The sequence below is a fragment of the Treponema phagedenis genome (genome assembly GCF_008153345.1).
GTDB classification, from domain to species: domain Bacteria; phylum Spirochaetota; class Spirochaetia; order Treponematales; family Treponemataceae; genus Treponema; species Treponema phagedenis.
This window is the reverse complement of the sequence record NZ_CP042818.1, coordinates 2,175,078-2,187,072: the sequence shown is the minus strand read 5'-3', so window position 1 is coordinate 2,187,072 and position 11,995 is coordinate 2,175,078. Positions and strand designations below refer to the sequence as shown.

Here is an 11,995-nt window from a genome sequence, read left to right as displayed (position 1 = left end):
AAAATTTGTATACTTGTTAACAGCATGAAAAATATTATTGTAGCAGTTGACGGACCTGCCGGATCGGGAAAAAGTACTATTGCAAAATTACTTGCCGAAGAATTGCATCTTACTTTTATGAATACCGGCAGCTTTTATCGAGCCTTAAGTCTTGCCGTATTGCGTTCACTTGGGGGAAGTGCCGATGGAAGTGGCGCTGCTCCCCCCGATTTATCCGAAGAAGAGCGATGGACGGAGTTTGCCGAACACACTGACTTACGCTATAGCAACGGATCTGTATATCTCGGAAATGAGAATGTCGAGGCTTTTCTGCGCAGTGATGCGGTTGAAAAAATTGTTGCGGCCCTTTCCGCCATTATTCCGATTCGCCATTGTATTAACAAAAAGATTCGCGATGCAGCCCGATCGCTCGATATTATTTGCGAAGGCAGAGATATGACCACCGTTGTATTTCCTGATGCGGATTTTAAATTTTATCTTGATGCTTCTGTAGAAGCTCGGGCAAAGCGGCGGTTTAATCAGGGTACCAGCAAACTTTCTTTAGAAGAAATTACAGCAAATATTGAGGAAAGAGACCAAATTGATAAAAATAAGAAAGAGGGAAGCTTAAAAATTGCAAAAGATGCCGCATATTTAGATACTTCTCGCTTGACCATAAAAGAAGTTTGTGAGATAATAAAAAACAAAATACACAGTAAAGGGTTACGTATGGAAGATATGGAAGTGGAAAAGAATGCCGTAAAAAACTCCCAAGAAGGCATTCAAGCACAATTACAAGAGCAGTATTCATTTGAAGCTCCTCAACCGGGAACGGTGAAAGAGGGGATTATTATTCAAGTTACCGACGATACGGTTTTTGTCGATGTCGGCGGGAAGTCTGAAGGGCATGTTCCTTTGACAGAATTTGAAACTGCGCCTAAAAAGGGAGATGCAGTTCGCGTTTATATTGAAAAAATAGGAATGAACGGACCTGAGCTTTCAAAGCTGAGAGCCGATAAAATGACTATAAAAGATTCTTTATACTCTGCTGAAAAAAACAAAGAACCGATTGAAGGAAAAATTATAAAGCTTATTGATAAGCGATCCGGATACGATGTTGATTTGGGGTCGGGCATTATTGCTTTTCTTCCGATTAGTCAGGCTGACAGTCAAAAAGTAGATAACCCCGAAAGCTTGGTAGGCGTTTCCGGAAAATTCTATATTGAGAGAATTTCTCCCAATAGACAAAACAGAGAAAATGACAACATTGTTGTAAATAGACGAAAATATCTTGAAGAGGTTACCGAAAAAACACGGGATGAATTCTTTCAAAATACGAATATCGGCGATGTTGTTGAAGGCAGGGTAAAGAGCTTTACCAGTTTCGGCGCCTTTATTGATCTCGGAGGTTTTGACGGGTTGCTTCATGTAAATGATATGAGCTGGGGACATGTGATGCGCCCTAAAGACTTTGTTAAAAAAGGTGAAAAAATAAAGCTCATGGTTATTCGTCTTGATATGGCGGAGAAGCGGATAAACCTTTCATTAAAGCATTTTACTCCCGATCCGTGGTTAGAATTTGAAAATAAATTCCAAGTGAATGATATTGTAAAAGGGCGAGTAACTAAAATTACTGATTTCGGTGCTTTTATCGAGCTTTCAGAAGGGATTGAAGGTTTGGCGCATATCAGTGAATTCAGTTGGGTTAAGAAAATCAACAAACCGAGTGATATGGTAAAATCAGGCGATGAAGTGGAATGCATGATTCTCGGGTATGATATTCAGGCCGGAAGAGTTTCTCTCGGTTTAAAGCAGGTTACCGCAAATCCATGGGACGATATTGATACACGCTATCCGGTAGGAACAAGACTTACCAGAAAGGTTGTAAAAATTACCAATGCGGGAGCATTTGTTGAGCTTGAAGAAGGTATTGACGGATTTTTACACAGCGATGATATTTCTTGGACAAAGAAAATTCGACATCTTGGCAGTGAACTTGAGGTAGGGCAAGAAATTGATTGTATGGTTATTGAATGCACTCCCGAAACGCATAGAATTCGACTTGGTATTAAACAACTTACCGAAGATCCGTGGGAAACATTTGCCAATGCCTACAAAATAGGTTCTTTTGTTGAAGGTGAGGTAACATCTATTACCGACTTCGGAATCTTTGTAAAAGTGCCGGGAGATATTGAAGGACTTATTCATAAGCAAAACCTGGTTGAAGGACGGGATGCTAATCCGGACGAAGCCTTACAAAAATATCAGGTTGGCGATAAGGTTAAGGCTGTTGTTATCGATATCAATCCTCGCGAAAAGAAAACCGCATTCTCTATTCGGGATTATAAAAAGAAAATGCAGCAAGAAGAGATTTCACAATACATGGCTTCCGGACAGGAAGATGATGCAGACTCCTTTACGTTGGGAGATCTTTTAAAGAATAAACCTTCAGAATAATATATTTGAATGAGAGCTTTTTATGAATTTAAGCACTAACATCGATGCTGAAAAATTAAATGCTCTTATTCAAATCAGTCTCCTTATCAACTCAAACTATTCGGATCTGAATGCTCTTTTGGAGAAAATAGTTCAGTCCGCTATGGACGTTGTCGGAGGAGATGCGGCTTCGTTATTGATAGTAACTGCCGATAAAAAAAACTTGCGTTTTGAAATAGCGCTCGGTCCGAGAGGAATTGAGGCAAAAAAAATTCTTGTAGGACTAAACGGAATTGCGGGTTGGGTTGTTAAGCATAGTAAAAGTGCAATTATTAACGATGTACAAAACGATACGCGGTTTGATTCAAGTGTGCAGGAAACAACCGGATATGTTACCAGAAACATGTTAGCGGTTCCAATGCGGATTAAAACCGAGTGTATCGGTGTTATCGAGGTTTTGAATAAGGCTGATAACCAAGATTTTACTCTTAATGATTTAGAAGTGCTTGAACTTTTTGCAACGCAAACCGCTCTTGCATATCAAAACGCATCTAATTATAAGCAATCGCAAGAAGAAATTATTAGATTGCAGGACCAGCTCACACAGGAGCAAGGGTATCATACGCTGATTGCCGAAAGTCCCATTATGTTGGAAAAGCTTGCGATCTGCAAAAGAATTGCAGTGTCGGATGCATCGGTTTTAATTTTAGGCGAAAGCGGGGTAGGGAAGGAGCTCATTGCGGAGCAAATTCACCTTAATTCTGATAGGGCAGGGGAGCCTTTTATTCGTGTCAACTGTGCCGCTCTTCCGGAGGGATTGCTTGAAAGTGAGCTTTTCGGACATGTTCGGGGCGCTTTTACCGATGCGGTTGCTGACAGAAAAGGAGGATTCGAAACGGCAAATAAGGGTACTATTTTCTTGGATGAGATCGGGGAAGTGCCTCTCTTTGTGCAAGCAAAGCTTTTACGTGTTTTGCAGGATAAAACGTTTGAACCGGTAGGATCCAGTAAAACTTTTGTTGCGGATGTGCGAATTATCGCCGCCACAAATCGTAATATAGAAAAATTGGTTGAAGAAGGGACGTTTCGAGCGGATTTGTATTACCGCCTTAATGTGTTGCCGATATATATTCCGCCGCTCAGGCAGCGTATAGAAGATATTCCTGCGTTAGCAAATTTTTTCTTAAAAAAATTTAATAAGGCGGTAAAAAAGGACTTTGCAGGTTTTACGGAAACAGCGATGAGTGCAATGCTTGCATATCATTGGCCCGGAAATATTCGGGAGCTTGAAAATGCTGTTGAACGGGCTTGTGTTGTGGGAACTCCTCCATATATAACGGAAGATGCGCTATTTTTTACTACAAACAAAACATTTGTTGAAAATCCTGAGGATAAGACCTTAAAAACCGCAATAAATGTATTTAAAAAACAATATATTTTATCGGTGTTGGAAAAAAATAATTGGAACCAAACCTCCACTGCGGAGGTTTTAGATATACAAAGAACATACTTATCAAGACTACTGAAAGAGCTTGATATCAAGGAGAAATAAATGGCTTTACAAAATGAAAACAATACTATAGGTGTTGTCATAAATGATTTTTTAGCCGCAAAACGGAGATTTATTTTAATCGGTTTTCTTGCAATTATTGCTATTATTGTCGGTGTAACGGTATATCTGACAATCACTTCCAAAATGCACCGAACGGCAGCAACAAAAGTTGAAGAAATAAGAAACGAATGGGTAAGCGAAAAAGAAAAAAATAGCGAAAATACTGGAACTAAGGAAAATGAGATAATTCAAAAACTTGGAAAAATCGCCTCTTCAAATAAAAATTCTTATGCCGGCACTCGAGCATATACAACTATTGCGGAAATTTACTTTTCTCGTAAAGATTGGGAAAATGCAATGAAAAATTATGAGCTTGCAGCTGAATCAAGTAAAAAAACATATCTTTCAGGCGTAAATTATTTTAATGCAGCGGTATGTGCCGATGAATCCGGAAAACAAGATCTTGCTTTAGATTATTATAATAAATCTGCCGGGGCTCCTGAATTTCCTCTTCAACCTCGTGCTATGTTTAATATCGGAAGATTACAGGAAGCTCTTTCTCACACCGAAGAAGCAATTGAAGCATATAATAAACTTTTGGAAAAATTTCCCAATGATAACTGGGCACTGCTCGGTAAGTCAAGGATAATTGAGCTTTCTCTTTCTCATTAAGACTACGCATTGAATGGGTCCCGGTATGCTGCCGCATCATAAATATTATCTTCTTTTTTTATGTTTTTTATTTATTTCTTGCGGTTTGGATGATATTTTTTATCTTTATCCGCCTACAAATTCAAAAGACGGAAGAGATGTCGCCGACCCGGTAGAAAGATATTTTTCTTTCAAAACAACGGATCAAGAAAACATTCAGAATACTTTATCAAATTCTTTCAAAGGGTTTGAAATTTTTTATAGAATTTATGAAGATATAGCAGTATGTGAAAGAGAGCGGGTTGAAATATCCGATTATAATAATAAGAACCCCTCCGACTCGCTATCTTATTTGTTGAAAACAAAGAAGTATGCAACATTGCAAACAACGGGGAGTGATAAAGGCTTTATTCAAGGAGTAACAGTAACCCCTCCTTTCAATCGATATGTATATTTACGATTGACACCGTTCGGCTCTTTTAACGCCTGTCTTGATCTTTTTCATACCTATACCGTTTTTCCTCCTACAACTCCGGCTGATGAACACTTAGGCATTCCAATCCGATCGGGATCCGATTCAAAAGAGATACCGGTGGAAAGAAAAGAGTTCTTTTTAAAAAATATAAAAAGAGATGATTCCGACGTTCTAGCTTCTACCCGAAACGATAAGCCGGATGAAAATAATATAACCGCCTGGTATGTAAACATGTATACGGTAACCTATGGCTTTGATACTTCGTTTAGAAATATTTATAGTGAACTTTTACCGCTTGGGTATGTAAGAATAGAGTAAACCAAATTATAGCAGTCCTAATATCGATAAGGCTTTAGAATTGCGTAACTGTTACAATAACTAATAAAAACCGTAAATTTGCAAAGGCTTACGCGTTCCGATATTCTTGCAAGTGATTGGGAGGAAACAGCCCTTTATCAGTAGCAATTGCCGTACAAAGTTCAGGCGGCGTGATATCAAAAGCCGGATACCAAGCTTTAACCCCGTCAATGGCAATACGCATTCCGTTAAATTCAAGAATGCCTTTCGGATTACGCTCCTCAATATGAGTGGTTTGTATTGACGGATGCGCGGGATCAGGGATACCTATTACATAATATGGAATCTTAAAATGCTTTGCAATTAATGCAATTTGAAGGGTTCCGACCTTATTAATTATATGCCCGTCTTCAGTAATTACATCGGCAGCAGAAATAAAAACCTGCACCTTATTTGCTGCCATTGCGGCGGCAATCATATTATCAGTGATAATAACCGTATCAAAACCTTGCGAATAACAGAGAGAGGCGGTAAGCCGAGCTCCCTGCAAGTAGGGGCGTGTTTCAGCACAATACATCACAAGCTGTTTTTTTTGTTCATTTATTTTTCGCAAAAAAGTACCGATAGTTGTTTCTCCGAAACATTGCGTCAGCACTCCCGAACCGTCTGGAATACAGTCCGCAAGAAAACTGCTTGCAAGAGCATTTTCTGCGTATCGCTTATTGTTACAATCTATGGCAAATTGAAACAACTCATCAGTAATTTCTTTTGCAGTTTTTTTTTGGCTAATGCTGTTCTTAAAAACAGAAAGAGCTTCATTAGTTATTTTTTGCATTGCTTTGGTCGTGGTGGGGCGCGCATGAGAAAGAGTATACGCTGCGTCTTCCATTATGCGAATTGCTTCCTCTTCCGAAAAACGCAGCGCATTATTTGCGGCAAGCACCATGCCCATTGCTGCGGCTGCAAAAGGCCCGCCGCTCTGCGTTACCATATCTGTAATTGCTTGAGCAACTTCCGTATAATCGGCACAAAAAACATACTCAACCTTTGAAGGATATTTTCTTCGATCAAGAATTTTTACCGCACCGTTTTCATACCAGGCAACATTTTCGTACTGTAATAAAAACCCCAGATTATAATCTTGCCGCATTTATTTTAATTGATAAATTCTACCGGCTCGGTTCTTTCTTTTATTTCCGGTGTCTCAGCAGGATACCCGAGTGCCGAAAAACCGCAAACTTCATGATTTTGGGGAATATGTAAAGTGTTAAGCACTTCGCGAATCGCCTTTCTATCGCAATTGTTTTTAAGCTGATTTATCCACACAGAGCCCAAGCCCAATGCATGAGCGGCAAGATAAATATTTTGCATTGCAACCGAAGAATCGCAGAAACCGTGTTCATCACCTTTTTCATAACTGATAATAATAATCGCATCGCAATTATAAAAATTATAATTACTGCGATCTAACTCTTTTGCAATAGCGGCTGCAAGCGCATCAATTTTTTCTTTATTATGCACAACAGTGAATTTTCTTGCTTGTCGATTTTTCGCGGTTGGGGAAGCTTTCGCGCATTCAACAATTGTTTTAAGCGTATCGGCATCAATTTTTTGTGCAGAAAATTTCCTCACACTCGTTCTTGTTAACATATTCTTAATTACTTCATTCATTATCCGCTCCTTGTAAAATTATTAGATAATACATAATTGTAGCCATGATTCAATAAAATTGCAACACTGTCAGGCGTGTATCCACGACAAGAGCATGAACAATACAATTCATCTATAAATTATGGTTATGGGCGTTGCGGTTTGAGTTTTATTTAAAGCCGGCTTTGTTCTTATACCTTGCCGGAATGAACCAGTTACAAACCGCCGGGCTTTCCGGAACTCCGCCTATCGGCTCCGACCAAAATTGCGGCTATTTTAAGCGCCGCAATTTTGTTACCGGCTCAGTTTTGAAAAACATGAGCCGGTTTCCTCCAATCCCTAACGCGAGTTAAAATCTTGCTCGGAAAATTACCGCAAAATCTTAACCATTAGTTTTGCTCTTTGCATTAAAGTATTATACTAAAATCTCAGTGTTGGGCGTTAACGTAACGCTAATCAATTAAATGCTTAGGAGTACCTCGCTGCGCATATTTTGCTATTTTTTCTTTTTCATCATTCAAGATTCTTTCAGCGAATTGTTCTATTTTATTGCATAACCACATATAGGCCATTGTTCCATCGCGATAATCAGCCTCCGCATACATATTGATTCTTCCATCTTCGCGCATTTGTTCTACCTGCTTCATTGCAGGCATATTACCTTTCGGATAAACAGCAAAGGTAGCCCCTTTATTTTGATTAACGAGGGAGAATGCACGGATATCGCTCGGTCCGTCAGCAATATAAATCATGTTGCGAAAATGCACCCTTCTTTTTTCTTCCGGTATTTTTGTGTTTACCTGAACACCTTCGTGACGATTAACTCCTTTATTTATTTCAAAAAGAGCCCTTGTTTTTGTAGTATTATCAATTGTGTAGACAACTTCGCTGATAACTTTTTCTCCATTAATTTCTTCTTCAATTAATTCGCAGCCCCAAATATCGGTAACATATTTTTCTACCAGAGATCCTCTTATAACCTCCGCCATTCCGGTACTTACAATATAATGCTCTATTTTAATATCATATTCTTTATAACTAGAATTTTTATCTATCACATCTTTTGTTCTTTTAAATATTTCTGGAATACCTGAGTAAAATTTTACTTTGCTACCAAAATCTCTTAATTTTTTATTATTCAACCCTTTAAATTTTCCGTTTTTAGCTTTAGCCTCTTTAATAAATTGGTTAAGATAAATCGTATCAGGGTTTACTCGCACATTTTGTTCTTTTTCATATTTTGCGGGAAGGCTATTTACCTCATCCCAAAATTCTTTTGAATCAACCCCATACTCTTCAAAAATCGGATCCTGCATATATCCGTCAACAAGTGTTTTATCAAAATCCCAAACAACCGCAATAATATTTGCCATTGATAACCTCCTTTTTTTATAATATCCATTTGCATATTATAATATACAAAAATTTTACGCATAATGCAAAAATAACCTTTTAGTAGTTTTGTAATTAAGTTCCTGTTATAAAAATCCGAGTATCAACAAAAATGGTTTGCAGATTCACCATTACTATGGTAAATTGCTCACCCTGTAAAATTCAGAACGATATTTTAAAGCATCAACACAAAACTGTAAAATTGAAGCTTTAAAACTCGTTGGCAAAGCGGAGGCAAATTATTAACGCTTTGCCGTATGGTAAGTTTACTCACCGTTGCGCTGTGTCGAGCTCAGAACCGCCACGGATGGCGGTGGTTCCACGCAGAAACGATGTTTTAAAACCACAAATTTTTTCCAAGTGCTTTTAAAACTCGTGGTTTAGTTTTTGACAAGGACGTCAAAAATCAGAACGGGCATGGACGCCCGTGGTTCCACGCAGAAACGATGTTTTAAAGCAGGACAGCTTACAAAGCTTTAAAACTCGTGGTTTAGTTTTTGACACGGATGTCAAAAACTAAACCGTTGTGTCGAGCTCTTTTTTATAAAATTGTCTTGATTCGTATTGATATCGAAATTAATATCCTTCGGCTCTGGGTATATCCATGCTCTTCCCTTGCTGGACTAATCCAAGGAATTATATTAGGATTGTCTTATTATATGGAGGAAGCTATGAAAGAATCCGGTTTACAAATGTATTTGAAAAATATCTCTATGGAAAATATAAACACCGCCCTTGTTGCCTATCTGGCAAATCTGGATATGGTTGCAAAAACGTTTCCGGAAATTGCGGAGAATATCGTAAAGGAATTTTCTGACCAGCGGACGCATCTAAAACTTATTGCAAGCGAAAACTATTGCTCACTTTCGGTGCAGGCGGCGATGGGGAACTTGCTCACCGATAAGTATGCGGAAGGCTACCCCGAACATCGCTATTACGGAGGCTGCCAAAATATTGATGCGATAGAATCAGCGGCTGCAGAGGAAGCAAAGCTTTTGTTCGGCGCAGAATATGCCTATGTGCAGCCGCATGCGGGAGCGGATGCAAATATTACCGCCTATTGGGCAATTCTTTCCGCAAAAATAGAGATGCCGGCACTTGAAAAAATCGGCGAAATGAATGTATCGAATTTAACCGAACAGCAATGGGAAGCGTTACGGCAAAAATTAGGGAATCAAAAATTGATGGGCTTGGATTATTATTCGGGCGGGCATTTGACGCACGGCTATCGGCAAAATATTTCCGCGCGTATGTTTCAAACGTGCTCATACACGGTTGATAAAAAAACCGGCTTACTGGATTATGACCAAATAGAGGAGCAAGCACTAAAAGAAAAACCGCTTATTCTGCTTGCGGGATACAGTGCCTATCCGCGCAGCATCAACTTCCGCAAGTTTAAAGAGATTGCGGAAAAAGCCGGTGCGGTGTTAATGGTTGATATGGCGCATTTTGCGGGGCTTGTTGCAGGAAAGGTTTTTACCGGCGATGAAGACCCGGTGCGCTGGGCGGATATTGTAACGACAACAACGCATAAAACACTGCGCGGGCCGCGCGGCGCTTTAATTTTGTGTAAAAAAGAATTTGCCGATGTGGTAAACAAGGGCTGTCCCTTAGTGCTCGGCGGTCCGTTGCCCCATATGATGGCGGCAAAGGCGATTGCCTTTCGGGAAGCGCAAAGCAAGGCGTATCAGGACTATGCGCATCAGGTACGCGATAATGCACGCGCCCTTGCCGATGCGGCAATGAAGCTCGGTATGCGTTTACAAACCGGCGGCACCGATAATCATTTAATGCTGATTGATGTGCAGCCCTTTGGTTTAACCGGCAGACAGGCGGAAACAGCTATGACCCAATGCGGCATAACACTGAACAGAAACGCCCTTCCCTTTGATCCGAACGGCGCATGGTTTACAAGCGGCTTACGAATCGGAACGCCCGCGGTTACCACTCTCGGCATGAAAGAACCCGAAATGCAAGAGATTGCGGAAATGATATACGCGGTGTTAAAAGCAACTAAGCCTGCAAAAACAAAATCGGGAGGGCAAAGCAGAACCCATGTTGAAATCGACTCAAAAGTAAAAATCAAAACGGAGCAAAAAGTAAAAGATTTACTCAAACGTTTTGTATTATATCCCGAGCTTGATTTGGAACTTTTAAAAAGAATCTATATTCGATAAAGGAATTTGCGTTTTAGCTTTGCGGCAGAGGCGAAGTATCGATGCTCAATCTTTCACTTCGCCTAAGATATAGGGTTTGTTGTATAAAAAAGAGCTCAGGTTAGTTTTTGACGTTCTTGTCAAAAAACTAACCTGAGCTGTTTGGAACCGCCGCCGTCCGTGTCTGTTTTGAACGCTACTAAGATAGGCTTTAGCTTCCGTTTTATTTGGATCAAACTGATTGCAAAAGTCGTGCTGCAATGCTTAAGGGGTAAAACTTTACCGGGAACTTTTAAAAATTGATATGTTTGGCGGTTCCCGTTATTTTATTGATACATAATTAAATACGGTCTCGGGTGTAAGTTAAATACATCTTTCGGTGTCATGAGCGGCTGGTCATATCCTGCTCCGGCGACAGTCGGTTTTAAAAAGAGCTTAAAGGATTTTAAGGGGATGTTTTTTGCAAGCGCATTGTATGCATAGGATTCTCGCTTAAGGCGTGGCGGGCCGAACCCGTCTGCACAATGGATGAGCTGTACCCGTTCGTAATTGCTTTTTACCAGGTTTCTTCTTGCTATCATTTTTGCATTAAATTGATGGATGACAAGCATTTTCCTGCCGAAAATATTGTGCTTTATGATATAGTCTTGCATCATTTTCTGGGCGGTGTTTACTTCTTCGCCGGTAACATATCCAATAACACGCATCGGTTTGGTAGTTCTCCATTCGGGATCGATGGCGAGGTGAACATTCGGGTATTTTAAAAAAGGCAATATAGTGTTCATTGCTTGCTCAACCGTGTATTTACCGATTTGATGATCAATAAAGACATACCAGCCGCGAGTGGCGGCAAACTCAATGTATTGCTCCGTAATTTTTTTTGAAAGATAGCCTATTTCTCCTTCAGGCCAACAGGTTCCGTAAATAATGTAAAAAGCGGGAATAACGCCGCGATCTCCGTTTGCATCATCGTATATTTTTACAAACTCATTCATAATGGGCTCAATGTTTTCAAGGCTATACTGACCGAGTATGCCCATCGTATACGCGTTCGGTTTTCCGTATAAAGCAAAAATATCATTATTTAATAACACTGATTGCAGGCTTTCTTCTCTTTTTTGATACTCTTTTTCAATATCCTCACGAGAAGGAATTATTGCTTTCTTTGTCCCTATGCTTCGAGGAGGCATATTACGCAAAAATAAAGCAGCGGGAAAAAGAGGCGACCATGTTTTATTTTCCGTCGCATTGATGGTTGCATCTTTTGCAGTTGAAGATTCAATGCCGAAAAAAAAGGCAGAATAAAAAAAGAAACATATAAAAAGTATTTTTTTTACCGGAGCATTCATTATCTGTAAGTATCGGAAATACCGGTAAGATATTTAATGAAAGAGACGGGGAAGCGAG

Annotated in this window: 9 protein-coding genes; 5 read left to right on the top strand and 4 right to left on the bottom strand. The window is 39.6% G+C overall.

Going from position 1 to position 11,995, the window contains the following annotated elements; genetic code table 11:
* Nucleotides 1-33 precede the first annotated feature (33 nt).
* From rpsA to FUT79_RS09715, 4 genes are all read left to right on the top strand, one after another.
* Nucleotides 34-2,436 (top strand): 30S ribosomal protein S1, encoded by a 2,403-nt coding sequence (gene rpsA, locus FUT79_RS09730; protein ID WP_187426861.1) that lies wholly within the window; start codon nt 34-36, stop codon nt 2,434-2,436.
* Nucleotides 2,437-2,458: 22 nt separating this feature from the next.
* Complete coding sequence (locus FUT79_RS09725) at nt 2,459-3,967, top strand: sigma-54-dependent Fis family transcriptional regulator (protein ID WP_024752487.1); 1,509 nt, start codon at nt 2,459-2,461, stop codon at nt 3,965-3,967.
* Entirely contained in the window at nt 3,968-4,639 is a 672-nt protein-coding gene (locus FUT79_RS09720; protein WP_024752488.1) for a tetratricopeptide repeat protein, read from the top strand.
* An 85-nt stretch (nt 4,640-4,724) separates the two neighbouring features.
* Complete coding sequence (locus tag FUT79_RS09715) at nt 4,725-5,411, top strand: hypothetical protein (RefSeq protein ID WP_148878843.1); 687 nt, start codon at nt 4,725-4,727, stop codon at nt 5,409-5,411.
* 88 nt (nt 5,412-5,499) lie between these two features.
* On the opposite strand, the gene FUT79_RS09710 is transcribed toward FUT79_RS09715, so the two are convergent.
* The 3 genes from FUT79_RS09710 to FUT79_RS09700 all read right to left on the bottom strand — a co-directional run bounded on the left by FUT79_RS09710 (nt 5,500) and on the right by FUT79_RS09700 (nt 8,413).
* Entirely contained in the window at nt 5,500-6,540 is a 1,041-nt protein-coding gene (locus FUT79_RS09710; protein ID WP_024752490.1) for a s-methyl-5-thioribose-1-phosphate isomerase, read from the bottom strand.
* Between the two features lie 5 nt (nt 6,541-6,545).
* Nucleotides 6,546-7,061, bottom strand: a complete 516-nt coding sequence (locus FUT79_RS09705) for a nitroreductase family protein (RefSeq protein WP_002700092.1) — start codon at nt 7,059-7,061, stop codon at nt 6,546-6,548.
* A gap of 431 nt (nt 7,062-7,492) precedes the next feature.
* Nucleotides 7,493-8,413 (bottom strand): HAD family hydrolase, encoded by a 921-nt coding sequence (locus tag FUT79_RS09700; protein ID WP_024752491.1) that lies wholly within the window; start codon nt 8,411-8,413, stop codon nt 7,493-7,495.
* A gap of 690 nt (nt 8,414-9,103) precedes the next feature.
* Between FUT79_RS09700 and FUT79_RS09695 the strand changes: the two genes are divergently transcribed.
* A complete protein-coding gene (locus FUT79_RS09695; protein ID WP_024752492.1) occupies nt 9,104-10,609 on the top strand; it encodes a glycine hydroxymethyltransferase in 1,506 nt (501 codons plus the stop codon).
* Nucleotides 10,610-10,914: 305 nt separating this feature from the next.
* Here the strand turns inward: FUT79_RS09695 and FUT79_RS09690 are convergent, their stop codons facing one another.
* A complete protein-coding gene (locus FUT79_RS09690; RefSeq protein WP_002700081.1) occupies nt 10,915-11,937 on the bottom strand; it encodes a hypothetical protein in 1,023 nt (340 codons plus the stop codon).
* Nucleotides 11,938-11,995 lie beyond the last annotated feature (58 nt).

Excerpts from the sequence above, each read along its gene's own strand:
- FUT79_RS09725 (WP_024752487.1), top strand. The coding sequence starts at position 2,459 with ATGAATTTAAGCACTAACATCGATGCTGAAAAATTAAATGCTCTTATT.
- FUT79_RS09720 (WP_024752488.1), top strand. The coding sequence starts at position 3,968 with ATGGCTTTACAAAATGAAAACAATACTATAGGTGTTGTCATAAATGAT.
- FUT79_RS09710 (WP_024752490.1), bottom strand. The coding sequence starts at position 6,540 with ATGCGGCAAGATTATAATCTGGGGTTTTTATTACAGTACGAAAATGTT.
- FUT79_RS09705 (WP_002700092.1), bottom strand. The coding sequence starts at position 7,061 with ATGAATGAAGTAATTAAGAATATGTTAACAAGAACGAGTGTGAGGAAA.
- FUT79_RS09700 (WP_024752491.1), bottom strand. The coding sequence starts at position 8,413 with ATGGCAAATATTATTGCGGTTGTTTGGGATTTTGATAAAACACTTGTT.
- FUT79_RS09695 (WP_024752492.1), top strand. The coding sequence starts at position 9,104 with ATGAAAGAATCCGGTTTACAAATGTATTTGAAAAATATCTCTATGGAA.
- FUT79_RS09690 (WP_002700081.1), bottom strand. The coding sequence starts at position 11,937 with ATGAATGCTCCGGTAAAAAAAATACTTTTTATATGTTTCTTTTTTTAT.